The 21,607-nt window shown below is 64.2% G+C and carries 25 protein-coding genes; 14 read left to right on the forward strand and 11 right to left on the reverse strand.

All coding sequences use genetic code 11. The annotated features are described in order from the left end of the window. Positions 1–2: 2 nt before the first annotated feature. The 5 genes from Q9316_RS12700 to Q9316_RS12720 form a co-directional block, all read right to left on the reverse strand. A complete protein-coding gene (locus Q9316_RS12700) occupies positions 3–1,475 on the reverse strand; it encodes a UdgX family uracil-DNA binding protein (protein WP_306031975.1) in 1,473 nt (490 codons plus the stop codon). Further along, on the reverse strand, positions 1,475–2,704 hold the full coding sequence (locus Q9316_RS12705; protein ID WP_306031976.1) for a putative DNA modification/repair radical SAM protein: 1,230 nt from the start codon (positions 2,702–2,704) through the stop codon (positions 1,475–1,477). The genes Q9316_RS12700 and Q9316_RS12705 overlap by 1 nt, the downstream gene beginning before the upstream one ends. Before the next feature lie 61 nt (positions 2,705–2,765). Next, positions 2,766–3,731 carry an SDR family oxidoreductase gene (locus Q9316_RS12710; RefSeq protein ID WP_306031977.1) on the reverse strand — a complete coding sequence of 322 codons (966 nt, stop codon included), beginning with the start codon at positions 3,729–3,731 and terminating at the stop codon, positions 2,766–2,768. A 12-nt stretch (positions 3,732–3,743) separates the two neighbouring features. Further along, positions 3,744–4,061, reverse strand: a complete 318-nt coding sequence (locus Q9316_RS12715; protein ID WP_306035290.1) for a hypothetical protein — start codon at positions 4,059–4,061, stop codon at positions 3,744–3,746. A 442-nt stretch (positions 4,062–4,503) separates the two neighbouring features. Then, complete coding sequence (locus tag Q9316_RS12720) at positions 4,504–4,767, reverse strand: hypothetical protein (RefSeq protein ID WP_306031978.1); 264 nt, start codon at positions 4,765–4,767, stop codon at positions 4,504–4,506. Positions 4,768–4,993: 226 nt separating this feature from the next. Here Q9316_RS12720 and greA point away from each other — a divergent pair, with 226 nt between their 5' ends. From greA to Q9316_RS12735, 3 genes are all read left to right on the forward strand, one after another. Next, on the forward strand, positions 4,994–5,470 hold the full coding sequence (greA, locus tag Q9316_RS12725; RefSeq protein ID WP_306031979.1) for a transcription elongation factor GreA: 477 nt from the start codon (positions 4,994–4,996) through the stop codon (positions 5,468–5,470). Between the two features lie 25 nt (positions 5,471–5,495). Continuing rightward, positions 5,496–6,545, forward strand: coding sequence for a glycosyltransferase family 4 protein (locus tag Q9316_RS12730; protein ID WP_306031980.1), 1,050 nt, complete (start codon positions 5,496–5,498; stop codon positions 6,543–6,545). A gap of 78 nt (positions 6,546–6,623) precedes the next feature. Further along, positions 6,624–7,406: an FkbM family methyltransferase gene (locus Q9316_RS12735; protein WP_306031981.1), complete on the forward strand. Its 783-nt coding sequence runs from the start codon at positions 6,624–6,626 to the stop codon at positions 7,404–7,406. Positions 7,407–7,418: 12 nt separating this feature from the next. Here the strand turns inward: Q9316_RS12735 and Q9316_RS12740 are convergent, their stop codons facing one another. After that, on the reverse strand, positions 7,419–7,886 hold the full coding sequence (locus Q9316_RS12740) for an Lrp/AsnC family transcriptional regulator (RefSeq protein ID WP_306031982.1): 468 nt from the start codon (positions 7,884–7,886) through the stop codon (positions 7,419–7,421). Between the two features lie 250 nt (positions 7,887–8,136). On the opposite strand from Q9316_RS12740, the gene trxB reads away from it, so the two are divergent. The 5 genes from trxB to Q9316_RS12765 all read left to right on the forward strand — a co-directional run bounded on the left by trxB (position 8,137) and on the right by Q9316_RS12765 (position 13,396). Beyond that, positions 8,137–9,111, forward strand: coding sequence for a thioredoxin-disulfide reductase (gene trxB / locus Q9316_RS12745; RefSeq protein WP_306031983.1), 975 nt, complete (start codon positions 8,137–8,139; stop codon positions 9,109–9,111). A 113-nt stretch (positions 9,112–9,224) separates the two neighbouring features. Continuing rightward, positions 9,225–10,121: a LysR family transcriptional regulator VtlR gene (locus tag Q9316_RS12750; RefSeq protein WP_306031984.1), complete on the forward strand. Its 897-nt coding sequence runs from the start codon at positions 9,225–9,227 to the stop codon at positions 10,119–10,121. A gap of 505 nt (positions 10,122–10,626) precedes the next feature. Further along, complete coding sequence (locus Q9316_RS12755; protein ID WP_306031985.1) at positions 10,627–10,953, forward strand: ArsR/SmtB family transcription factor; 327 nt, start codon at positions 10,627–10,629, stop codon at positions 10,951–10,953. A gap of 66 nt (positions 10,954–11,019) precedes the next feature. Beyond that, positions 11,020–12,141, forward strand: a complete 1,122-nt coding sequence (locus tag Q9316_RS12760) for an alkene reductase (protein WP_306031986.1) — start codon at positions 11,020–11,022, stop codon at positions 12,139–12,141. A 160-nt stretch (positions 12,142–12,301) separates the two neighbouring features. After that, entirely contained in the window at positions 12,302–13,396 is a 1,095-nt protein-coding gene (locus Q9316_RS12765) for a calcium:proton antiporter (protein WP_306031987.1), read from the forward strand. Between the two features lie 20 nt (positions 13,397–13,416). Here the strand turns inward: Q9316_RS12765 and Q9316_RS12770 are convergent, their stop codons facing one another. After that, positions 13,417–13,644, reverse strand: coding sequence for a hypothetical protein (locus Q9316_RS12770; protein ID WP_306031988.1), 228 nt, complete (start codon positions 13,642–13,644; stop codon positions 13,417–13,419). Between the two features lie 125 nt (positions 13,645–13,769). Beyond that, positions 13,770–14,972 (reverse strand): pyridoxal phosphate-dependent aminotransferase, encoded by a 1,203-nt coding sequence (locus tag Q9316_RS12775; RefSeq protein ID WP_306031989.1) that lies wholly within the window; start codon positions 14,970–14,972, stop codon positions 13,770–13,772. A gap of 325 nt (positions 14,973–15,297) precedes the next feature. On the opposite strand from Q9316_RS12775, the gene Q9316_RS12780 reads away from it, so the two are divergent. The 6 genes from Q9316_RS12780 (at position 15,298) to Q9316_RS12805 (ending at position 20,017) form a co-directional block, all read left to right on the forward strand. Further along, positions 15,298–16,206, forward strand: a complete 909-nt coding sequence (locus Q9316_RS12780) for an EAL domain-containing protein (protein WP_306031990.1) — start codon at positions 15,298–15,300, stop codon at positions 16,204–16,206. Positions 16,207–16,380: 174 nt separating this feature from the next. Continuing rightward, positions 16,381–16,584: a hypothetical protein gene (locus Q9316_RS12785; protein ID WP_306031991.1), complete on the forward strand. Its 204-nt coding sequence runs from the start codon at positions 16,381–16,383 to the stop codon at positions 16,582–16,584. A gap of 74 nt (positions 16,585–16,658) precedes the next feature. After that, positions 16,659–17,828 carry a PQQ-dependent sugar dehydrogenase gene (locus Q9316_RS12790; protein WP_306031992.1) on the forward strand — a complete coding sequence of 390 codons (1,170 nt, stop codon included), beginning with the start codon at positions 16,659–16,661 and terminating at the stop codon, positions 17,826–17,828. A gap of 91 nt (positions 17,829–17,919) precedes the next feature. Beyond that, positions 17,920–18,822 (forward strand): DMT family transporter, encoded by a 903-nt coding sequence (locus Q9316_RS12795; RefSeq protein WP_306031993.1) that lies wholly within the window; start codon positions 17,920–17,922, stop codon positions 18,820–18,822. A gap of 412 nt (positions 18,823–19,234) precedes the next feature. Continuing rightward, positions 19,235–19,450, forward strand: a complete 216-nt coding sequence (locus tag Q9316_RS12800; protein ID WP_203424100.1) for a cold-shock protein — start codon at positions 19,235–19,237, stop codon at positions 19,448–19,450. 135 nt (positions 19,451–19,585) lie between these two features. After that, the gene (locus tag Q9316_RS12805) at positions 19,586–20,017 is read left to right on the forward strand and encodes a BA14K family protein (RefSeq protein WP_306031994.1); all 432 of its coding nucleotides are present in this window, start codon (positions 19,586–19,588) and stop codon (positions 20,015–20,017) included. Positions 20,018–20,077: 60 nt separating this feature from the next. Here the strand turns inward: Q9316_RS12805 and Q9316_RS12810 are convergent, their stop codons facing one another. The 3 genes from Q9316_RS12810 to Q9316_RS12820 form a co-directional block, all read right to left on the reverse strand. Beyond that, a complete protein-coding gene (locus tag Q9316_RS12810; protein ID WP_306035291.1) occupies positions 20,078–20,719 on the reverse strand; it encodes an MBL fold metallo-hydrolase in 642 nt (213 codons plus the stop codon). 75 nt (positions 20,720–20,794) lie between these two features. Next, complete coding sequence (locus tag Q9316_RS12815; protein ID WP_306031995.1) at positions 20,795–20,956, reverse strand: hypothetical protein; 162 nt, start codon at positions 20,954–20,956, stop codon at positions 20,795–20,797. Positions 20,957–21,080: 124 nt separating this feature from the next. Then, positions 21,081–21,539 carry an Lrp/AsnC family transcriptional regulator gene (locus tag Q9316_RS12820; protein ID WP_306031996.1) on the reverse strand — a complete coding sequence of 153 codons (459 nt, stop codon included), beginning with the start codon at positions 21,537–21,539 and terminating at the stop codon, positions 21,081–21,083. Positions 21,540–21,607: the final 68 nt, after the last annotated feature.

Raw genomic sequence — 21,607 nt, forward strand, 5'->3', positions numbered from 1 at the left:
TGTCACCCGGCCTTTTGCATCCCCTCCATCGTCTCTCCCAGATGCCGGATCATCTGCATGTCCTCGATGAAAAGGGCGTGCTGACGCCGGCGCTCGGTTTCGTCGGGCAGGCGCAGCAGGTAGGAGGGGTGGATGGTCGGGTAGAGCACGACGTCGCCCTCCATGGCGATCGGCCTGCCGCGCAGCTGGCTGAGCGGCTTGCGCTCGCCGCTGAGTGCATAGACGGCGGTGGCGCCGAGCGCGACGATGAGGCGGGGCCTGACCAGCGCGACCTCCTTTGCCAGCCACCAGCGGCAATGCTCGATCTCGCCCTGCGACGGCTTCTGGTGGATGCGGCGCTTGCCGCGCGGAACATATTTGAAATGCTTGACCGCATTGGTGAGGTAGAGCGTGTCGCGCGGAAGGCCGGCCTCCTTCAGCACCGCGTCGAAGACCTTGCCCGCCGGTCCGACGAAGGGGCGGCTGGCAAGGTCCTCCTGATCGCCCGGCTGCTCGCCGACCATCATCACCCGCGCGTCCTGCGGCCCTTCGCCGAAGACGGTCTGCGTGGCCGTGCAGTGCAGCGGGCATCGCGTGCAGTGCCGCGCCTCGGCGCGCAGGGCCTCGATGGTGCCGGCCGCCGCGGGCACGATCTGCGCCTCCGTCCCGGCCGCGTCCTGAAGGCGGTAATGGAAGAGCGGAGGGTCGCTCGCCGCCCGCTCGGCCATGGCGCGCACATTGGCCTCCGCATTGGCGATCAACTCCGGAATGAGGTCCGCCTCCGGCAGGTTCCGCCAGTATTTCTTCGGCATTTCCGCCTGCATGGCCTTCAGCTTCAGCCGCGCGGGGTTGAAGATGCTCGCATAATAGGTGCGCCAGAGATCGTCGGTCGGATCGCCGTGACCCGGGTCCGCGCCGGGGCGCGTGTCGAAGATCAGGCTTTCGCCATCCCAGCTCGCCGTGCCCTTCGGCGTGGCGATGATCCAGTCCATGTCGGCGAAACGGCGGCGGAAGAACGGCGCGGTGCGTGCCACGACGAAATGCGAGGGCTCGAACCAGGCGAAGAAACGGCGCCGGCCTTCCGTGCCCCCGGCGATTTCCTTGAAGCGCACGAAGGCCGTCATCTTGTGGCTGTCGCGATGGACGTTCTTGGCGAGCAGGCGCGCCCAGGCGACATCCTTGTCCGCCGTCAGCTCCAGAAGCCGGCGGTCCGATTGCAGGCGCCAGAGCAGGCGATAGAGCAGATGGAAACGGCCGGGCTCGGTGTGGCAGACGACCGCTTCGGCCAGCGGCAGGAAGGCGGGCGGCACCGTGAGGGGCGGCGCTGGCGGATCGGGTTTCGGCAGGTCCGGCGGGTCGGCTTCGAAAAGCTCGTCCCCGAGATCGCCGATCCGCCACTCCACCTCGCGCGGCGAAATGCCCGCCGCGGCGAGCGCCCGCGCCGCATCCCGCCATTCGGAAAAGTCGCCCCGGCCAAGGAGAGGAACCGTGTGCATCAGAGCAACGAAAGCTGTTCGGGCCTCGGCGAGAAGAGCGTCTTGAGGTCGGCGCGGTCGGCAAGGCGCCGCGGCGTCCAGCCCTCCGCCTCGATGAAGGCGCGCACCTTGCGCAGCGAGACGCCGAGCCGCGCCAGGTCCTCCAGCCGCAGGCGCCGGAAGCGGCGGCTGGAAAGGATCGCCTCCACCGTCTTCGTGCCGAGGCCCGGCACGCGCAGCAGCCGCTCGCGCGCGGCCCGGTTGACGTCCACCGGAAAGGCGTCGCGGTTGGCGAGCGCCCAGGCGAGCTTGGGATCCATGTCGAGGTCGAGCATGCCGCCCGTCGCCCCGGTGATCTCGTCCACGCCGAAGCCGTAGAAACGATAGAGCCAGTCCGCTTGGTAGAGCCGGTGCTCGCGTACCAGCGGCGGCTTGATCAGCGGAAGCGCGCGGGAGGCATCGGGAATGGGGCTGAAGGCGGAATAATAGACGCGCTTCAGGCCGTAGCTACCATAGAGCCGCGCGCTCGTCCTGAGGATGGTCGCGTCATCCGCCCCGTCAGCGCCGACGATCATCTGCGTGCTCTGGCCGCCCGGCACGAAGCGCTTGCGCCGCTTCGTCTGCAGGGTCGGATCGTCGGCCGCCTCGATCTTGCGGCGCAGCTCCCCCATGGCTCGGCGAATGCCGTCCGGCCGCTTTTCCGGCGCGAACCGGCCGATACCGGCATCCGTCGGAAGTTCGATGTTGAGCGACAGCCGGTCGGCATAAAGCCCCGCCTCCTCGATCAGCTCCGGCGCCGCATCCGGGATGGACTTCAGATGGATATAGCCGCGAAAGCCGTGCACGGTGCGCAGGTCCCGCGCCACCCGCACCATCTCGCCCATCGTATGATCGGGCGAACGGATGATACCGGAGGAAAGGAACAGGCCTTCGATATAGTTGCGCCGGTAGAACTCCAGCGTCAGCCAGACGACCTCCTCCGGCGTGAAGCGGGCGCGCTCGACATTGCTGGAGGAGCGGTTGATGCAATAGGCGCAGTCGAAGATGCAGAAATTGGTCAGCAATATCTTCAGGAGCGAGATGCATCGCCCGTCCGGCGCATAGGCGTGGCAAATCCCCGCCCCTTCGGTCGATCCAAGCCCGCCCGACTTGACGGAGTCGCGCCTGACCGTCCCGCTCGAGGCGCAGGAGGCATCGTATTTGGCGGCATCCGACAGGATGGCCAGGCGTTGCTGCAGCGATTTCTTCATATCTGTTCACTATATGTTCTATTGAGGCGCGTCAAGAATGACGCGCCGGTCCATCGGCGGCCTAATAGCCGCCGATGATGGGAAGCACCTCGCCGGTGATGTAGCTGGAGCATTGCGGCGAGGCGAGGAAGACATAGGCCGGCGCCAGTTCCTCCGGCTGGGCGGGACGCTTCATCGGCGTGTCCGCGCCGAATTCCGCGACGTCCTCCGCCTCCTTGTCCGAGGGGTTGAGCGGCGTCCAGACCGGGCCGGGCGCGACCGCGTTGACGCGGATGCCGCGCGGCACGAGCTGGCCTGCCAGCGAGCGCGTGAAGGCATGGATACCGCCCTTGGTCATCGAATAGTCGAGCAGCGCCTTCGACCCTTCGAGGCCGGTCACGGAGCCGGTGTTGATGATCGCCGACCCGGGCTCCATGTGCGGCACCGCGGCCTTCGCCATGAAGAAATAGCCGTAGAGATTGGTCTTCAGCGTCTCGTCGAAATGCTCTTCCGAGAGGTCCAGGATATCCTTCGCATGGACCTGGAAGGCGGCATTGTTGTCGAGGATGTCGAGCCGGCCGAGGTCCTTGACCGTGCATTTGACCGTCTCGCGGCAGAACGCCTTGTCCTTGACGTCGCCGGCAAAGGCGATGCAGCGCCGGCCCTCCGCCTTGACGGCGGCGATCGTGTCTCTTGCATCCTGCCCTTCGGCGAGATGGCAGATCGCCACGTCCGCGCCCTCGCGGGCGAAGAGCACCGCGACCGCCCGACCGATGCCGGAATCGCCGCCGGTAATGAGCGCCACCTTGCCCTTCAGCTTCTCGGACCCCTTGTAGAAGGGCGCATCGTACATCGGCGGCGGATCGAGCTTGGCCTCGCTGCCGGGTTTGGGCTGATGCTGCTTGGGAAAGGGCGGGACGGGATAGAGGCGCGCGCCGGCCTGCATGGCCTCGGGCTTGTCGCCCTTGTCCTTGCGGTCGGCCTGCGCCACCTCCTCCTGGATATCGCGCTGTTTCGCCGCCGTGCGGGCAGACTGGCTGCGGGTCATGGGGCCTCCTCCTCAAAGCTCGGTGGGACGGATGTTGTCGACGCGAACGGTGCCGGAAACGACTTCGCGCGGCCCCTCAACCGGATAGGCCGAACCGGTCTCGTCGACGACCGTGTAGAGTTTCTCGTTGCGGAAGGCGCTCGACGAGGTCGTGGAATTGCCGTCGCCCGGAAGGGCATCGATTTCCATGTAGTCGAGCTCGGCCTCGGCCGCCACGACACGGGCGTCGCCGCTCGAGCGGGCGCGCACCACCACCTCGCCCTGGTTCGGCGCAAGGTCCCAGTTCTGGTCCGTCGCGGAGGCGATCGGAATCAGGCGATAGAGCTTCAACTGCTCGGTATCGGAATAGTCGGCAACCGGCGCCTCGGTATCCTGCCGCGGCGCCGTCTCGTCGAAGCCGACGGACCAGTCGCGGGCGGGCGCAGCCATGCCGGGCGGCGTGCGGTGCGCGGTCGCATCGTCGCTGCCGGTGATGACACGCGGCTTGGCGCTGGAAACGCCGTCATTGCTGCCGCCGGCCTGCGAGACCTCGAATTGCGGCACGGCATCGGCATGGATGACCTTCTCGCGGCCGGTCTGCGCCGAGACCACGCTGTCGGCCCCCGGCACGGTACGCGGCTCGACGGGCACCACCTGCTCGTGCTTTTCCTGATGGCCGCCGCCGGCAGCCTCGCGGCGACCTTCCTCGTGCATAGCCTGATTGCCGGACACTTCGCCGGCCAACTGTTTGAAATAACCGGAAATCTTCTGCATCACACTCATGGTTTCATCCTCATGTCCTGGTGTCGAGGCGCGCCATTGCGGCCTTCAGGATCGCGCGGATCTCATCGTCCGCGATCTGCTGGGCGGCAAAAGCGGCGTCGGGCTCTATGCCCGGATCCTCCTCGTGGTCGCAGACCGTTTCGTTGTCGCGCGCCATGGCAATCAGCGCCTCGCGCGCCTCGGGAATGCCGGCGACGATCGAAAGAAGTTCGACGAGCAGGCGCCGATGGGCGTTGATCCTGCCTTCCAGATGAGCCGCATTGCCGATCGTCATGCACGCCTCCCGCGATGAACGGCTAACGGCAGCATCGGGCGATTGTTCCAGCCCTTGCGGGCGCCACCCGCCCTGCGGCAAAAAAACTGGCTTTGGCACGATGCAATCTGCTATAAGGGGCGTTCAAATGCTTTCGACGGTTCCGGGGAATCTTCTCCGGAGACCGTTTTCTTTTGCGTTCGCGCAGGCGGGAGCCTGGGCGGCGCGGGCTGAAGGACGGGATAAAATGGTTGAAAAGGTACCGATGACTCAGGACGGTTTCGTCAAGCTGCAGGAAGAGCTGCGCTGGCGTCAGCAGGAAGAGCGTCCGCGAATCATCGAGGCGATCGCCGAAGCGCGCGCCCATGGCGACCTGTCGGAAAACGCCGAGTACCACGCCGCCAAGGAAGCGCAGAGCCACAATGAAGGCCGCGTGGCGGAACTGGAAGACTTCGTCGCCCGCGCGGAAGTCATCGACCTTTCCAAGATGTCCGGCACGAAGATCAAGTTCGGCGCCAAGGTGAAGCTCGTCGACGAGGACACCGAGGAAGAGAAGGTCTACCAGATCGTCGGCGACCAGGAAGCCGATGTGAAGCAGGGCCGCATCTCCATTTCCTCGCCCATCGCCCGCGCGCTGATCGGCAAGGAAGTCGGCGATTCGATCGAAGTGAACGCCCCCGGCGGCTCCAAGGCCTACGAGATCCTCGCCGTCACCTGGGGGTGAGGCCGGCCTGCCGGAGAGACCGTCGGTGACCGACATCAGACATGTCGACGTGATAGCGTTGAACTTCAAGCGCCGGCTTTCCGGCGTGACGTCGACGGTCATCCAGCTCGTGCCCTTCCAGGCCAAACTCGGCACGCGCATCGCCGTGCTCGGCCCCGGCCTGCCCGACGATGCCGGCCTGCCGAAGATCGGCTTCGGCGCGCTCCTTCGCCTCTGGCGCGCGCCCGAAGGGCGCCGCCACCGCATCTGGCACGCGCGGCGCAACAACGAGATGGGCGTCGGCCTCTTCCTGCGCGGCGTCTTGCGCATGCCACTGAAGCTGGTCTTCACCTCGGCCGCGCAGCGCCGCCACAGCGCTTACACGCGCTTCCTCATCCGCAAGATGGATGCCGTCATCGCGACCAGCGATCGTTCCGCCTCCTTCCTCGAAGTGCCCTTCCGGGTCATCCGCCACGGCGTCGATCTCGAAGCCTTCCACCCGCCGCAGACGGCCGACGACGGCATTGCCGCGACCGGCCTGCCCGGGCGGCATCTCGTCGGCTGCTTCGGCCGCATTCGCCACCAGAAGGGCACCGACCTTTTCGTGCGGGCGATGATCGAGCTTCTGCCGCACCATCCCGACTGGACCGCCGTCATCTGCGGCCGGGCGACCGCAAGCCACGCCGCCTTCGCCGATGGCCTGAAGGCCGAGATCGCCGCCGCCGGCCTCTCCGACCGCATCGTCTTCATGGGCGAAGTGCCCGATGTAAAGGTCTGGTATCGCCGGCTTACGCTCTATGTCGCGCCCTCGCGCAACGAAGGCTTCGGCCTGACGCCGCTGGAGGCCATGGCGTCCGAAACGGCCGTGGTCGCGAGCGACGCCGGCGCCTATGCCGAGATGATCTCGCCCGGCAGGACGGGCGAAGTCGTGCCCGCCGGCGATTTCCAGGCGCTGCGCGAGGCGATCCGCCCCTACCTCGCCGATCCGGACATGACCCTGCGCCACGCCGCGGCGGGCCTTGCCGAGGTGCGGGAAAACTTTGCGCTGGAAAAGGAAGCAAGGGCCGTCAACGCGGTCTATGCCGACCTTGCCTGATCCTGACAATTCGACCAGCATCGACCGTGCCTACCTGCCTCTTGCGGACGGCCTCGCAAAGCCCGGACTGGATTGAAAATGTCTCTTCTGAAAAAGCTGCTGCTGACTCTTGTCCTGAAGCAGGCGCGAAAAAACAGGGCCTTGCCGCAATCTTTCGCGGGGCTCGTTTTCGACTACATATCCATCAAATCGGTTCTCTACGGCCGCTTTGAAAACGCCGAGCTGGATTACCTGGAGCAGCGCGTCTTCCCTCGCCTCCCCGCCCGGCGCAATGTGCTGGATGTCGGCGCGAATATCGGCGTGCACGCCCTGTCGTTCAGCAACCACTTCGCACATGTGCACGCCTTCGAGCCGCATCCGCTCACCTTCCAGATCCTGGCATTCAACAGCCGGCTGGCAAAAAACGTCAGCGTCCACCAGAAAGGCGCCTCGTCAGAAGCCTTCGTGGCCAGGGCGGTCAGCGTGCCGGGCAATATCGGCGCCGCCCATATCGTGGCCGAATCCGCAGCCGATGCCGAAAGCATCGAATTCGCATGCGACCGGCTCGATGCGATGCTGCCGGAAGAGGTGAAGTCGTCCGTCGATTTCATGAAGGCCGATGTCGAAGGCCATGAACTGAGCGCCCTGAGGGGCGCAGAGGACATTCTGGCCAGATCGTCTCCCCTGATCGCGTTCGAGCTGCTGCGGTCGAAAGACCCCGCCCAGGGGGCGGATCTGATCGGCTTCCTGAAGGATCGAGGCTACGTCCATTTCTACGAGATCCGCCGCACCCTGCTCGGCACGCGAAAACTCGCCGTCATCGCGCGCTTCCGCAACAGGAACCACAAGATGGTGCTGGCCTCGAAAACGCCGCTTCGCTGAAGGCGCTACGCGTCACACCTCCACAAGCCCTACCCGCTTGACCTGGCGGATGGTCAGCATGGTGCGCACGGTATCGACCTGCGCATTGGCGGTCAGTTCCTCGATGACGAAATCCTGGAAGCGCGTGAGGTTCTCGGCCACGCAATGCAGGAGGAAGTCGCTGTCGCCGGAGACCATCCAGGCCTGGCGCACCATCGGCCATTCACCGGTGGCGGCCGCGAAGGCCTTCAGGTTCGCCTCCGACTGGTGCTTGAGGCCGACCATGCAGAAGGCGACGAGATCGTAGCCGAGCGCCGGCGCGTTCAGCATCGCCGTATAACCCTCGATGATGCCCGCCTCCTCCAGCTTGCGCACGCGGCGCAGGCAGGGCGGCGCGGAGATACCAGCGCGCGCGGCAAGCTCCACGTTGGTCATCCGGCCATCGGCCTGAAGCTCTTTCAGGATGCGGATGTCGATGGCGTCAAGTTCGGCGCGAAACATGGGACTTTTTGAAACCTTTCAGAATGGCGACCGGAAGTGACCCGAATCGCCGCATCAGCGCAACATTGTTACTGCAAGAGGCACAAATATGTCACGCGGGTTCGCTTGCCTGTTGGCAAAGCGTCGCGCGCACTTGAAACTGCGGACACTCCCCTCATAAATGAGGGTCGAACAACGACACGCTGGCCCTGGCTACGCGCGAGACCGCGCGGGCGGGCCGATTGGGGCGCAAGACCCCGGAAGGAACGACATGTCCGCCCGTCATGTAAAGGTGCTGATCATCGGATCCGGCCCCGCCGGCTACACCGCCGCCATCTATACCGCCCGCGCCATGCTGGAGCCCGTGCTGATTGCCGGCATGGAACAGGGCGGCCAGCTCATGATCACCACGGATGTGGAAAACTATCCGGGTTATGCCGATCCGGTGCAGGGTCCCTGGATGATGGAGCAGATGCTCAAGCAGGCGAGCCATGTCGGCGCCGAGATTGTCAACGACCTCGTCACGAACGTCGATCTCGACGTGCGCCCCTTCCGCGTCTCCACCGATAGCGGGACCGAATGGACCGCCGATGCCCTCATCATCGCGACCGGCGCCAAGGCCAAGTGGCTCGGCATCGAGACCGAACACAAGTTCATGGGCTTCGGCGTATCGGCCTGCGCCACCTGCGACGGCTTCTTCTACCGGAACAAGGACGTCATCGTGGTCGGCGGCGGCAACTCGGCCGTCGAGGAGGCGCTTTACCTCTCCAACCTCGCCAAAACCGTGACGGTCGTGCACCGCCGCGACTCGTTCCGCGCCGAACGCATCCTCCAGGAGCGCCTGTTCGCCAAGGAGAACGTCAAGATCGTCTGGGACCATGAAGTCGTCGAATATCTCGGCGCCGACCCCAAGCCCCCGATGCCGGCCTCCGTCAACGGCGTGAAGCTGCGCAACGTGAAGACCGGCGAAACGCGCGACATGGTCACGGACGGCGTTTTCGTCGCGATCGGCCATGCGCCGGCGGTCGAACTCTTCAAGGACAAGCTGCGCCTCAAGCCGAACGGCTATCTGTGGACGGCGCCCGATTCCACGGCGACGGACGTGCCGGGCGTTTTTGCCGCAGGCGACGTCACCGATGACATCTATCGCCAGGCGGTCACGGCCGCCGGCATGGGCTGCATGGCGGCTCTCGAAACCGAAAAATACCTTGCAGGTCATATGCCTGTCGCAATTGCGGCCGAGTAGAAGCCGCCAACAAAGGGGGGCGGATTCGCGTCCGATCCCCCTATGGGAACAGTTGAATCAGCGACCGGGCGGGAAACACGCGTTCCCCGCCGCAAAGACATATGGGGGATTAAATGCCACTCGATTGGGACAAGCTGCGGATTTTTCACGCCGCGGCCGAGGCCGGCTCGTTCACGCACGCCGCAGACAAGCTGCACCTTTCTCAGTCGGCCATCAGCCGCCAGGTGAGCGCGCTGGAGCAGGACGTCGGCATAAAGCTCTTCCACCGCCACGCCCGCGGCCTCATCCTCACCGAGCAGGGCGAAATCCTCTACCGCACCGCGCATGACGTGCTGATGAAGCTCGAAAGCGTGCGCGTTCAGCTCACGGAAAACACCGAGAAGCCGAGCGGCAAGCTGCGCATCACCACCACCGTCGGCCTCGGCCAGGGCTGGCTGACGGACAAGGTGCAGGAATTCCTCGCCCTCTACCCCGACATGCAGGTCCAGCTCATCCTCGACAACGAGGAGCTGGACGTGAACATGCGCCATGCCGACTGCGCCATTCGCCTGCGCGAGCCGCAGCAGTCCGACCTGATCCAGCGCCGGCTCTTCACCGTGCACATGCACATCTACGCCGCGCCGTCCTATATCAACCGCTACGGCGAGCCGCAGTCGGTCGACGACCTCGACAACCACAAGATCATCACCTTCGGCGAGCCCGCGCCGAGCTACCTGCTCGACGTGAACTGGCTGGAGATCGCCGGGCGCGATTCCGACAATCCCCGCCCCTCCGTGCTGCAGATCAACAGCCAGACCTCGATCAAGCGCGCCGCCCTGCTCGGCATCGGCATCGCCATGCTGCCGGACTATATCGTCGGCCGCGATCCGGGACTTATCCAGCTGCCGGTCAGCGCGGACATTCCCTCGTTCGATACCTATTTCTGCTATCCGAGCGAGATGAAGAACTCCGCCAAACTCAAGGTTTTCAGGGACTTCATCGTAGCCAAGGCGCGCAATTGGAACTTCTGAGGAAAGCTATTTCGAAGGCCTGCGCCTCATGCATGGCTGGCATGCACATTAAATGATTGCCGTATGCCCAAAAAACCATCATATCGCGGGCAGCTGATGCATTTTGGTGGCTTTTTCCTCCCAGTGCCACCGCAGCAGCTGTTCCCCTCTGGAGGTTTTATTACCTTCAAAACTATAAAGGGCCCAAGTTGATCTTGCGGCCCTCTTTTTTTACCTTTCGTTAACCAAGACAGAATTTTCAACGTTTCTGGAAAACTTGGCACGTCTTTCTCTTGAAGAAGCGCCACCCCTCCCCCATATCTAGAACAGCCAGCGCACTTGCGGTCTTTCTCCTCCCAGTGCCGCGCGTTGGCTGTTCCCCTCTGGAGGTTCTTTAACCTTCAACCTTGCAGGGCCCAGGCTTCGCTTGTGGCCCTCTTTTTTTGCCGGCACCCCTTGCATCGGCAAAGCTCGATCCCAATATCGTTGATAACCGATATATTCATCGCCGGATCACGATAGACAGATGACCACGCTCGACACGGACGAAATCCTCAAGGCCCTCGCGCACCCGAAGCGGCTGGAGATTCTCGCCTGGCTGAAGGAGCCGCGGCAGCATTTCGCCGGCCAGGAGCACCCGCTGGAGTTCGGCGTCTGCGCCGGCCAGATCGAAAAGCGTTGCGACCTCTCGCAATCCACCGTCTCCGCCCATCTCGCCACCCTTCAGCGCGCCGGCCTCGTGACGACGCGCAAGGTCGGCCAATGGGTGTTCTTCAAACGCGACGAAGAGAAGATCGCGGCCTTTCTCCACCACATCAACAACGCTCTTCAAGCAATTCCAGGAAAAGTGTGACGCGGTTTTCCGTCCGGAATTGCGAAAGAAAAAGTGCGTCCCAAGCCCCAGAAGAAGGACTTTCCCATGACCTCGCTCTTCGACCCCATCAAGATCGGCGATATCCAGCTTGCCAACCGCATCGTGATGGCGCCCCTGACGCGCAACCGTTCGCCGGGCGCCGTGCCGAACACGCTGAACGCCGCCTATTACGAGCAGCGCGCCAGCGCCGGCCTGCTGATCACCGAAGCGACCGCCATCACCCAGCAGGGCCAGGGCTATGCCGATGTGCCCGGCCTCTACACGCCGGAAGCCCTTGCCGGCTGGAAGCAGGTCACGGACGGCGTGCACAAGGCCGGCGGCAGGATCGTCGTGCAGATGTGGCATGTCGGGCGTATCTCGCACGACACGCTGCAGCCGAACGGCGGCAAGCCCGTCGCGCCCTCGGCGATTCGCGCCAAGTCGAAGACCTATCTCATCAATGCCGACGGCACGGGAAGCTTCGCCGAGACCTCCGAGCCGCGCGCGCTGGACAAGGACGAGCTCCCGGGCATCATCGAGGACTACCGCCGCGCCGCCCGCGCCGCCATCGATGCCGGTTTCGACGGCGTCGAGATCCACGCCGCCAACGGCTACCTGATCGACCAGTTCCTGCGCTCCGGCAGCAACGCACGCACGGACGAATATGGCGGCTCGATCGAGAACCGCGCCCGCCTGCTCTTCCAGGTCGTCGACGCGATCACCTCGGAAATCGGCGCCGGCCGCACCGCCATCCGCATCTCGCCGGTGACACCCGCCAACGACGCCTTCGACCCGGATCCGCAGCCGCTCTTCACCTATGTAGTGGAAGGCCTCGCCAGATACGGCCTCTCCTACATCCACATCATCGAGGGCGCCACCGGCGGTCCGCGTGACCACCAGCAGGGCGACGCACCGTTCGACTATGCGGCGCTGCGCGCGGCCTATCATACGGCCGGCGGCAAGGCGGCCTGGATGGTCAACAACGGCTACAACCGCGAGCTCGCCATCGATGCCGTGGAGGAAGGCAAGGCCGACCTCGTCGCCTTCGGCAAGCTCTTCATCGCCAACCCCGATCTCGTCGAGCGCCTGAAGAACGACACCGTGCTGAACCCGCCCGATAAGGACACCTTCTACGGCGGCGGCGCCAAGGGTTACACCGACTATCCGGCGCTCGAAAACGTCGCGTGACATCAGGTGCCGGGCGGCCGCGTAATCCGGCGGCCCGGCGCTACCCTCCCGCGAAGGGAGGATGCAGGACGCCCGCGGTTTCCTCCGCCGCGGGCGTTTCCTTTTTGCGCGGCGCGGCTACATCTACTCCAGCACCATCCGCCAAGGAGTAAGCCCGCCCATGCTCTCCAGCCTGCTGAAGGAACGTTTCCTGTTCATCGGCCTTGCCGCCGCCGTTCTCGCCTATGCGACGGAACACAGCCTGCTGGAGATGGGGCGTCCCGCGATGCTGCTGGCAGCCTTCCTGCTTGTCGTCGCGATCATCCTCGTCTCCACCCGCATCGCCCATCACGCGGAAATCCTCGCCTCCAAGGTCGGCGATCCCTACGGCACGATGATCCTGACGCTCTCGGCCGTGCTGGTGGAGGTCGTCGTGCTGGCGATCATGATGCAGGGCGAGACCGCGCCGACGCTGGTGCGTGACACGATCTATGCCGCCGTGATGCTCGACATCAACGGCATCCTCGGCCTTGCCGCGCTGCTCGGCGGCATCCGCCACGGCGAGCAGCCCTACAACGACGATTCGGGAAAGACCTACGGCGTGATGATCCTGACGGCGATGGGCATTTCCATGGTCGTGCCGGAATTCGTGCCGCGCGAAAGCTGGCACCTCTATTCCGCCTTCACCATCGGCGCGATGATCGCGCTCTATGCCGTCTTCCTGCGCATGCAGGTTGGTGCGCACAGCTATTTCTTCAGCTACGCCTATCCGCGCGCCGAGCGGAAGGAAGGACTGCCGAGCAAGGCGGCCGACGAGAACGAGCCTGCCACGCTCTCCATCGTCGTCATCATCATCGGCGTGGTGCTGATCGGCGCGCTGGCGGAGGTGATGTCGGTGCTGCTCGGCGCAGGCCTCAAGGGTTCCGGCGCGCCGCCGGCCCTGATGGCCGTGGTCGTCGCCGCGATTTCCGCCGCGCCGGAAATCCTGACGGCGTTGCGCGCGGCGCTCGCCAACCGCATGCAGTCCGTCGTCAACATCGCCATGGGCGCCTCGCTCTCGACGGTCATCCTCACGGTGCCCGTCATGGAGGCGATCGCGCTCTATACCGGCCAGCCCTTCATCATGGCCATGTCGCCGACCCAGACGGTGATGGTGACGATCACGCTTATCGCCGCCGCCATCAATCTCAACGACGGCGAGACCAACGCCATCGAGGGCATGACGCATTTCATCCTCTTCGCCACCTTCATCATGCTGACCATGATCGGGCTATGACGTAGAAAAACGGAAATGCTCTACCGGCGCTCGACGCCCTGGTAATAGTCGTTCGAGCCGTTGCGCGTGGTGCGGTATTTTTCGGGATTGTTGAAGAAATAATCCCAGGCCGTCATCATGGCCGGGCGTTCGCCCGCAACGATCTTGCCGCGCGGCGCTCGTTCTTCTCCATAGCGGTCGGCCGCAAGGGCCGAGGTTGCCGCGCAAAGCGCCATGAGGGCGGCGAGAGAAAGGGATGTGGCTTTCATGATGCTGCTCCGAGATTCTTCCTTTGCCCTTCTATATCGGCAATGAAGGCGGAAATTTCACCGGCAGGCGGCAAAAAAGGCCCGTCGTCCCCGACGGGCCTTTTGTAGGGCAAAATGGTTGCGGCTTACTTGCAGGCCGCGCAGAAGCGCTGGATGCGCTTGCAGGCTTCCTCGAGCTGGGCTTCCGAGGTCGCGTAGGAAATGCGGAAGTTCGGGCCGAGGCCGAAGGCCGAGCCGTGCACGACGGCGACGCCTTCCGATTCCAGGAGCTCCGAAACGAAGTCCTCGTCCGTCTCGATGACCTTGCCCGACGGCGCGGTCTTGCCGATCAGCCCCTTGCAGGACGGATAGACGTAGAAGGCACCCTCCGGCGACGGGCACTCGATGCCCTTGGCCTGGTTCAGCATGGAGACGACGAGATCGCGGCGGCCCTCGAAGATCTTCTTGTTCTCGGGAATGAAGGCCTGTGTGCCGTTCAGCGCCTCGACGGCCGCCCACTGGGCGATCGAGCAAGCGCCCGACGTCTGCTGGCCCTGGATCATGTCCATGGCCTTGATGAGGGCGAGCGGGCCGGCCGCATAGCCGATACGCCAGCCGGTCATGGCATAGGCCTTGGAAACGCCGTTCATCGTCAGCGTGCGGTCGTAGAGGCCGGGCTCGACCTCGACCGGTGTCGCGAACTTGAAGTCGCCGTAGGTCAGGTGCTCGTACATGTCGTCCGTCAGCACCCAGACATGCGGATGGCGCATCAGGACGTCGGTCAGTGCCTTCAGCTCGTCATGGCTGTAGGCGGCGCCCGACGGGTTGGACGGCGAGTTGAAGATGAACCACTTGGTCTTCGGCGTGATCGCCTTTTCCAGGTCTTCCGCCTTCAGCTTGAACTTGTTTTCCTGGGTCGTCGCCACGAAGACCGGCGTGCCGCCGCACAGCGACACCATTTCCGGGTAGGACACCCAGTAAGGTGTTGGAATAACGACTTCATCGCCCGCATTCATCGTCGCCATGAAGGCGTTGAAAAGAATCTGCTTTCCGCCCGTGCCGACGATGGTCTGCGCGGCGGTGTAGTCGAGATTGTTCTCGCGCTTGAACTTCTTGGAGATGGCCTCGCGCAGTTCCGGGATGCCGGAGACCGGCGTGTACTTCGTCTCGCCGCGGGTGATGGCTTCGATCGCCGCCTGCTTGATATTGTCCGGCGTATCGAAATCCGGCTCGCCGGCACCGAGCCCGATGACATCGCGGCCTTTCGCTTTCAGCTCGCGCGCTTTCTGGGAAACGGCGATGGTGGCGGAAGGCTTCACACGGGAAAGGGCGTCGGCAAGAAAGGCCATGATGGAGATGTCCTCATCGGGTTCAAAGACGGCTTGACGCCATGGACCCGGAGCGCCGGGCTCCATAGCGGTTAGGTCTATGTCGAATGTGGGCCGGTCTTGCAAGCGCGAAGGGCGAAAAAAGCGGGAAATGCGGGCCTGCGCGCAAAATTTCATGAACGCCATCAACAGCGCGAATGGATCGCGGCGGCGTCACGGAATCTTCACACGAAATGGTTGAATTAGCAGGAAACAACCAAGAGTTTTACGCGAAGGATTAAATCCGCGTTAACGGGTGGGGCTTATTCTCGCATCGACAACATCGTTCCAGCGGATGGTGCGCTGCATGAGCGAAAGAAGCATTTTTTCCAATCTCGTCCGGCAGGCCGACGGCGCCTTCAGCGCGGTCTACGGCGCCTATCTGCTGCAATCCGCGCTCCAGCCGATCTTCACGGAACGGGCGGACGGCCAGTTGCAGATCGCCGCCTTCAAGGGCCTCATCCGCGCCAGCATGGGCGACATGCCGTGCTCCCCCGCGGAATTCTTCCAGGCCGTGCCGGAAGACGAACGCGCGGCGGTCGATGGCCTCTGCCGGAGCCTGCACATCCTCAACACCGGCGGGCTCGGCCGCCCCGGCACGGCCCTCATTGTCAATTTCCACGCCGGCCTCTACCGGACGCCCCAGGCGATCCGCCAGGAAGTCGAACGGCTGCGGCTGGCCGCGCACGAGGCGGGCATGCCGCCCGAGGCGATCGCCTGCGAAATCCGCGAGCATCCTCTTGACGACCCGGAGGGGCTGGCGGCCTTTGCGGCGCGGCTGCACGAGAGCGGCTTTTCCATCGCGATCGACGAATATACCGGCGAGGATCGCGACCTCCAGCGGCTGGAACGCCTGAAGCCGCAATTCGTGACCTTCGATACAGAATGGCTGCGCAGCTTTGCGGAAAACTCCGCCGGGCTCGCCCTGCTGCGCGTCGTCATCGGCCAGTTCGCCGTCAAGGACATCCGCGCCATCGTCGCCGGCATCGAAGAGCCGGACATGATCGATCTCTGCCGGGAGATGGGCGGGCCGTTGATGCAGGGCTACGGGCTCGCCCGCCCCGAGCTTGCCCCGACAAGCTTCAACGCGACCTTCCCCACGCTTGCCGACGACCAGGCATCGGCACCTACCGAAACCATCGTGGCGAGCTTTGCCGCACCGGCCGAAACGCGCGTGGTCCGGCCGCTCCGCCAGTTCGGCAGGCGGGGCGTCTAGAACGGCGCAAAGCGGCGATCTATTCGCACGAACAGGCTGAAAATCCAGCTTTTTTACCATGCCATCTTTTCGCCGCAATAAATGTCGGGACTTGCCGCAATTCGGTCCTTGTCGCGCCGATTTCGGCAGGCCTTTTCGTCCTCACAAAAGGGAACGCAAAGACAGGGGACGACAATGTTTCTGGACGACGACAAGATCGGCAGCTCACCGAAGGCCCGCGAGTCGCGCGCCATGTTTCTCATCGCCATGACGGCGCTTGCCGCCTGCGTGGCCATGGTCATCAGCCTGATGTCGCCACCCGCCGCCGCGGGGATCGACATGATCAAGACATCCGGCATCGAGAAGACGACGTCGCAGCTCGACCCCACGCAAAATTGACCTTCGCCCGCCGCCATCGCCCTTGAAAGGCGCCGCGCTCTGGGCCAGTTAACGGCGAACTGCAGGAGACGGCGATGCGACGGGACAAAGGCGACTTGAAAGACCTTCTGAAAGGCGCGGCGACCGTACTCCTCCTCCCCCTTGCATTCTCCTCCACCGCTTCCGCCGCCGAAACCCGCGAAATCCCCAGCAAGAAGGCCGCGCTCACCGTCGAGACGCTGGCGACCGGCCTGAAGCAGCCCTGGTCCGTCGAAATCCTGCCCGATGGCGGCTATCTCGTCTCCGAAAAGGGCGGCACGCTCCGCCTCGTGCGAAACGGCAAGGCTTCCGCCCCCATCAGCGGCGTGCCGGAGGTCGCCACGAATGGCCAGGGCGGCCTGCTCGATCTTGCGCTCGCTCCTGATTTTGCCACCAGCCGCACGCTCTATTTCACCTACAGCGCCCGCGGCGACGGCGGTGCCGGCACGGCGGTCGCCAAGGCGAGGCTTTCCGACGACGGCACGAAACTCGAAGGCGCGACCCGCATCTTCCTGATGAGCAGGCTCACCCCGCGCGGCCAGCATTTCGGCTCGCGCATCGCGATCGCCAAGGATGGCAGCCTGTTCTTCGGCATCGGCGACCGCGGCGAGGACATGCGCGCGCAGGATCCGCGCGACCATGCCGGCGCGATCCTGCACATCAATCCGGACGGCAGCCCGGCCGCCGACAACCCATTCCTCGGCACATCCGAGGGACTGGCGGAAATCTGGTCGAAAGGGCATCGCAACCCGCAGGGTCTTGCGTTCGATCCCAAGGACGGCACCCTCATCTCGGCCGAGCACGGCGCGCGCGGCGGCGACGAGATCAACAACCCGCAGCCCGGCCGCAACTACGGCTGGCCGCTCGTCTCCTATGGACGGCATTATTCCGGCGCGGAATTCGAGCTCGGCTCGTCGGCCCAGGGTTACGAGCAGCCGCTTTATTATTGGGATCCGTCGATCGCGCCGGGCGCTCTTGCCGTCTATCGCGGCGCGATGTTCCCCGAATGGGACGGCAACCTGATCGTCGCCGCGCTGAAATACCAGCTCGTCGCCCGCCTGGAGCGGGACGAGAGCGGCGCGATCGTTTCGGAGGAGCGCCTGTTCGACGGCGAGTTCGGCCGCATCCGCGATGTCGTGGTGGCGCCCGACGGAGCGCTCGTCCTGCTAACGGACGATGCCGACGGCGCGTTGCTGCGCGTTTCCCGCTCCACCGAGACGGACTGACACCCCGCCCTCCCTTGCCTCGATGCCCCGCACCTGCTAGCAGGACCGCCGGGCGCAGCTGCGTCCATTTCCTCCCATCAGGGTATGAGACATGACGCGCGTTCAGGCGAACCTTCTCCTGTTGCTGGCCGGCGCCATCTGGGGCGCGGGCTTCATCGCCCAGTCGACGGCCATGGAGACGCTCGGCCCGATCTGGTTCATCGGACTGCGCTTCGTCGTGGCGACCTTCGTCGCCCTGCCCTTCGCCCTGTGGGAGAAGGCGCGCGCGGCAAGCGCGGTGCGCCCGGTGAATATGGCCGGCTTCGTGCTGACCGGCCTTGCGCTCTTTGCCGCCGCCGTGTTCCAGCAGATCGGCCTTCTGACGACCACCGTCACCAATTCCGGCTTCCTCACCGGCCTCTATGTCGTCTTCACGCCGATCCTGACCGTGCTGGTGCTGCGTCGCCGGCCGCACTGGATCATCTGGCCCGCCGCCTTCCTGGTCTCCGTCGGCATTTTCCTCTTGTCGGGCGGCACGCTCGCCGCGCTGACGATCGGCGACCTGCTCACCATCTTCTGCGCCGTCCTCTGGTCCGCCCAGATGATCTGCGTCGGCGTCTTCGCCGGCCGCTCCGGCCGGCCGATCGCACTGTCCCTCGTGCAGTTCGCCGTCTGCGGCGTGCTCGGCTGTGCCGCCGGCATCCTGTTCGAGCCCGTCAGCCTTGCGGCGATAAAGGGCGCCTTGCCGGAAATCCTCTATGCCGGCCTCTTCTCGAGCGGCATCGCCTTCATCTTCCAGAATGTCGCCCAGCGCTATACGACCGCGCCGCAGGCGGCGATCTTCCTGTCCAGCGAGGCGCTGTTCGCCGCCCTCTTCGGCGTGCTGCTGCTGGGCGAGACGATCACCCCCGCCGGCTATGCGGGCTGCGCCATTCTCTTCGCCGCCATGCTTGCGGTGGAACTGGTGCCCGAACTCTTGCGCACCCGGCGCCCGGGCCTGCCGGTCGAAGTATGACCGGGCCAAGGTTTCGGCGTTTCTTTGGCAGTGCAATATAGATCGTGCCGGAACGGCGCGAAGCCCGTAAAAGCTGCGGGTTTTTTCGGCAATCGCCCGGAATTTGACCAAAGTGAGGCGCTTCCAACTCGCGCCAAAACTTTTGCTTGCCAATTTGAAGCAAACGCATCAATCTTGCGCCGTTCGGGCAATTTGCGAACATGGGAAGACCTTGAATAAAAGCGCGCCGGAGACGCGAAACAATTCCGGGCAGCCGACATCTGAATGGTCCTTGGGACCTATGTTTGGCTGGCTGCGGTGAAAACAGGACCCTTTCCTCAAACTCGAGAACTGCCTGCCTAACGCCCTTCGGGGCAAAACTGATGTGCTGCCCGCCGCCAAATATACGGGCAGAGAGAAAAGGACCTGACGCATGGCCGAGACTGGCACCGTAAAATTCTTCAACACCGAGAAGGGCTTTGGCTTCATCAAGCCCGACAACGGTGGTGCGGATATCTTCGTACACATTTCCGCTGTACAGGCTTCCGGCCTGAACGGCCTTTCCGAAAACCAGAAGGTAAGCTTCGACACGGAACCCGATCGCCGCGGCAAAGGCCCGAAGGCGGTCAACCTGCAGATCTCCGGCTAATCCGGATTTTCCAGGATTTTCAAGTTGGAGCCCGGCAGAGATGCCGGGTTTTTTCGTTCAGCCTCCGTTCAGCCGCAGTCTTCTAGTTTGTTCGCGTCATTGACCGGCAAGGGCCGGATCCGAAGGAACGACGTCATGAACAAAGTCATCAAGACCCTGGTGCTGTCCGTCGCCGTCGCCGCGACGACGCTCACCGCGACCGCCGGCATTGCCGCAGCACGCGACCGCGACGGCTACTGGCGCGGAGACGGCGGCTACCGCCATCATCGCCGCCACCGCAACAACGACGCCCTGATCGGCGGCGCGCTTGGCCTGGCCACCGGCGTCATCATTGGCGGCGCGCTGGCATCCCAGCCCCGATACGAGGAACGCCGCTATGTGGAACCGGAATACTATCCGGAGCCCGAGCCCCGCGTGATCTACCGCCGCCCGGTCGCCGTGCCGAGCTACGAGCCGTGGACCCAGTCCTGGTACGATTACTGCTCGCAGCGTTACCGCTCGTTCAATCCCGATACCGGCACCTTCGTCGGCTATGACGGCCGCGAGCACTTCTGCACCGCCGGCTGAAAATCCGGCAGGCTAACTGAATCAAAAGGCGGGTGCCGCAAGGCCCCGCCTTTTTTGTTTTTACAGTCCGCGCAGGAACGGGTTGGAGCGCCGTTCCTCGCCGATCTTTCCGCCCGGCCCGTGGCCGCAGAGGAAGCCGACCTCGTCGCCGAGCGGGAACACCTTGTCGCGGATGGAATCGAGAAGCTGCTGATGGTCGCCGCCCGGCAGGTCGGTGCGCCCGATCGAACCCTGGAAGAGCACGTCGCCGAGATGGGCGAAGCCCTGCTTGCGATTGAAGTAGATCACATGCCCCGGCGCGTGGCCCGGCGTGTGATAGACCTCGAATTCATGCTCGCCGAAGGAGACCGTGTCGCCATCCTCAAGCCAGCGGTCCGGCACGACATTGCTGACCTTCATCGGCACGCCGAACATCGAGGCCTGCGCTTCCAGCCGCTGCAGCAGGGAAAGGTCGTCCTTGTGCGGGCCGATGATGTCGATGCCGAGCGCATCCTTCAGTTCCTTCGCCCCGCCCGCATGGTCGACATGGCCATGGGTCAGCCAGATCGCCTTCAGTACGATGCCGTTTTCCTTCACCGTCTGGAGGATCACCTCGACGTCGCCGCCGGGATCGACGACCACGCCTTCCTTCGTCTCGGTGTCGAAGAGAATGGTGCAGTTCTGCTGGAAGGGAGTGACGGGAATGATGCCCGCCTGAAGCATGCCCATGGGATCCTCGCTGGATTGCCGCTTGTCGCCCCCGTATAGCCGCAAGCGGGCGCGAAGACCAAGCGTGAACTAGCGCAGGCTCGCCATCTCCTGGGCCGGGCCGGTGGCAAGCGTCGGGGAGACCGTCGAGAAGAGAAGCGCGATGACCGCGATGTTGACGGCCGCATAGAGATAGACGACCGGACGGAGGCGATCGGCCACCGGGTTCTGTTTCTTCGTGCTCGGCTGCATTGTTCTGTTCCCTCGTCCTGGGCCGCGTTCGGCATCTGTGTGATCGCTTCTATAACGACGCGGGAATCCGGCCTGTTCCGCCGGGAACAGAGCAAGGCAGGGGGTGTTGCCCTGAAGCAACAGCTCAGAGCGGCAGCGCCATGGTCTCCTTCAACGTGTCGAGCACGATCGCCGTCTTCACATGCGAGACGGATTCGTGCGGCAGCAGCACGTCGTTGACGAAGGCGGACAGCGCCTTCAGGTTCGGCACCACGACCTTGATGACGTAGTCCATCTCTCCCGTCAGCGAGAACGCCTCCAGCACCTCCGGCAGGTTTGAGATGAGGCGCGCGAAGCGCACCGCATTGTCGCGGTTGTGCGTCGAGAGCGTCACCGTGACCACGATGACGATGCCGAGATCGAGCTTTTCCCGGTCGAGTTCCGCCCGATAGGCGCGGATGATGCCCTCCTCCTCCAGCCGGATGCGCCGGCGCGAGCATTGCGAAGGCGAGAGGTTGATGCGCTCAGACAGTTCGTTGTTGGTCAGGCGCGCATCCTGCTGCAAATGCGCGAGCAGTTTACGGTCGAAGTCGTCGAGATGCACGCCCTGCCCTCCATATCCTGTTTCAATGCACGATCATTGCATGGAATTGCCAAAGCGCAAGCACTATG

Source organism: Shinella zoogloeoides (assembly GCF_030733845.1).
Taxonomy (GTDB): domain Bacteria; phylum Pseudomonadota; class Alphaproteobacteria; order Rhizobiales; family Rhizobiaceae; genus Shinella; species Shinella zoogloeoides_C.